The organism is Clostridium sp. (assembly GCF_032552055.1).
Classification (GTDB): Bacteria; Bacillota; Clostridia; order Clostridiales; family Clostridiaceae; genus Clostridium.
In genome coordinates this window covers 1-2,797 of the sequence record NZ_JAWGSV010000332.1, presented here as the reverse complement: position 1 = coordinate 2,797, position 2,797 = coordinate 1, and the positions used below count along the sequence as shown (strand labels likewise).

The 2,797-nt window shown below is 27.3% G+C and carries 2 protein-coding genes, 1 pseudogene and 1 other annotated feature; of the genes and pseudogenes, 1 reads left to right on the top strand and 2 read right to left on the bottom strand.

All coding sequences use genetic code 11. The features are described 5' to 3' along the window. Positions 1-207 precede the first annotated feature (207 nt). Positions 208-1,557: a branched-chain amino acid transport system II carrier protein gene (gene brnQ / locus E6248_RS15060; protein WP_316341590.1), complete on the bottom strand. Its 1,350-nt coding sequence runs from the start codon at positions 1,555-1,557 to the stop codon at positions 208-210. Positions 1,558-1,658: 101 nt separating this feature from the next. Continuing rightward, positions 1,659-1,909, bottom strand: a binding site (T-box leader). A 51-nt stretch (positions 1,910-1,960) separates the two neighbouring features. Then, the gene (locus tag E6248_RS15055; RefSeq protein ID WP_136003776.1) at positions 1,961-2,302 is read right to left on the bottom strand and encodes a zinc ribbon domain-containing protein YjdM; all 342 of its coding nucleotides are present in this window, start codon (positions 2,300-2,302) and stop codon (positions 1,961-1,963) included. Between the two features lie 217 nt (positions 2,303-2,519). Between E6248_RS15055 and E6248_RS15050 the strand changes: the two are divergent. Next, a pseudogene (locus tag E6248_RS15050) lies at positions 2,520-2,797 on the top strand (glycosyltransferase); the annotation flags it as partial.

Genomic DNA, 2,797 nt, shown 5'->3' with positions numbered 1-2,797 from the left:
GTATTATTATGCTATAAATGGATTATTACTAATTTAGAAAACATTACAAAAATGCTAAAAAAGCCATATATAAATAATTTTCATTATTATGTATGGCTTTTTTTGTCTTTATATATGTTTCAATAAATATTCTACATCTAGAATCTTGTAAAGTTATATCTTAAAGATACTTTTAAAAAATTATCTAAATTGAAGGCATATATACATTTAATTTCTTATTTCTTCTTGGATATTTCTTTTAACCCTAAAATCCCCTTCTTTTAAAATTTTAATTGCTAATCCTATAACTATTCCTAATATAGCTGGAACTATCCAAGCTAGTCCTTCATTATAAAGTGGAAAGTATGAAATTATCTTTAGTAAACTATCTTTAGCTAATCCAGATTGTCCCATAGCATCAATTATACTTACTACTCCAGTAAATAATATTGTTAGTCCATAGATATATTTATTACTTTTAAATATAAAGTCAAACATTGAAAGTACAATTAACATTATTGCAATTGGATAAATAGCATTTAATATAGGAACTGATATACTAAGTATTTTAGTTAGTCCCATATTTGCAACTAACATACTAAAAACAGTTAGTATTCTTACCCAATTTTCATATGATATTTTACTAGTAAAGGTCGAAAAATATTGGCTACATGAAGTTATAAGTCCAACTGATGTAGTTAAGCATGCTAATGTAAATATTGAAGCTAGTAACACTGCTCCAGGTTTACCAAATATGTACATAGTTATATTCGTTAATGTTTGAGCACCATTTTCCATTACTCCAAATCTACCACCACTAGTAGCTCCTAAATGTGCTAACATTCCATATATAATAGCAAGTAAAACTCCAGCAATTAAACCTGCTTTTATAGATAAAGAAACTACTGCTCTATCATCACTTACTCCTTTTGATCTTATAGCTAATGCAATAACTATACCAAAATTTAAAGCTGCTATAGTGTCCATTGTTAAATAACCATCTATAAACCCTTTAAAAAATGATGATACTTCATATCCATTAACGGCTACTCCATATCCTCCTAATGGTTTAATAAATGATCCAATTACCATAATTAAAATTAAAAAAAGTAAGGTTGGAGTTAAGATTTTCCCCATACGATCTACAAGCTTGCCAGGTGACATTGATAACCAATAGGCTATGGCAAAGAATATAAGTGTATATATAAATAATGCTAGTTTTAATGAAAAGCTTTCAGGCAAGTATGGTGCTACTGCCATTTCAAAAGGCAAACTTCCAGCCCTTGGAATACCTAATCCTGGACCGATAGATAAATATATTAAAATAGTAAATATTGTTGCAAATATTGGGTTAACTCTTTTAGCTAAATTAGTAAGCCCTCCTGATTTAGCTACTGCTATAACACCTAACACTGGAAAACCTACTGCTGTAACATAGAATCCAAGTAATACTATCCAAGTTTTTTCTCCAGCTGCTTCCCCCATAAAAGGTGGAAATATTAAGTTTCCTGCTCCAAAAAATAGTGAAAAAAGCATAAGTCCAATAAGTAATAAATCTTTTTTTGATAAGTTTTTCATATTAATTCCCCCTATTGTATTTTATTAATAATAAAAAACAGAAATAAACTCAACTTAAATATCTAGTCTATTTATAAGCACAAAAAAAACCGTCCCTTAAAACAAGGGACGGAAATATCCGCGTTACCACCCTAATTCTATAATTAGTATAAAACTAATTTATAGCACTTAGTTACATATCTATCAATATGCTTATCTTCTAACGGTGAAAGACTCCGTCAATACTTACTAAAATTTTCAGTATTGATTCTCAGAGATGATTTTCAATTAACTTTTGAACATTGGCTTTCAGCAAATACCAACTCTCTTTTGAACAAAATAATAATTTACTTTTTCTCTTCATAGAATTTTATTTCCATTATTTACTTTATATGATACAACCAAAATAAATTTTTGTCAAATTCTATAATTTTTTAACAAATTCGGATTTTAATTTCATAGCACCAAATCCATCTATTTTACAATCAATATTATGATCACCTTCTACTAAACGTATATTCTTAACTTTAGTTCCTTGCTTTAAATCTGAAGTGGCCCCTTTAACTTTTAGATTCTTAATTATAGTTACAGAATCTCCATCTTTTAATATATTCCCATTTGAATCTTTCACAACTAGTCCTTCTTCTTCAACATTATCTTCAGAAGATAAAGTCCATTCATATCCACATTCTGGACATATTAAAAGACTTCCATCCTCATAAGTATATTCTGAATTACATTTTGGACAATTAGGTAAATTTATCATCTGTTTATTCCTCCATTATCTTAATATTAAAAGTATGAATTAACTCACATTGATTTATACTACCATAGAGATAATAATTTTACAAATATCATAAAAATCTTTACTGATATTTGTATGATATCTTTAATTAATTTAAATTAATAATAAATCAGTATTTTGTAGAATATATAAATGTACTTTTAATTAAGTAACACATAAATCTTAAAGGAGAATTAAAATGAAAATTTTTTTAAAGAAATCACTTTTAACTTTGTTTTTATTAAACTTAGTCTTTATTCCATTAAAAGCTAATGCCTTAGAGAATAACAATTTTGGTGAAGTAGTTGAAACTAAATCAAAATGTAATTTAAAATTTAAGGAGCGCCAGCTTTGGATTGAACATGTTTTATGGACTAGAAACTTTATTGTAAGTGATATTGCTTCTCTCGATGATAAGGCTCCTGTATTGGAAAGACTACTTAAAAATCAAGATGATATTGGTAATTCTATAAAACC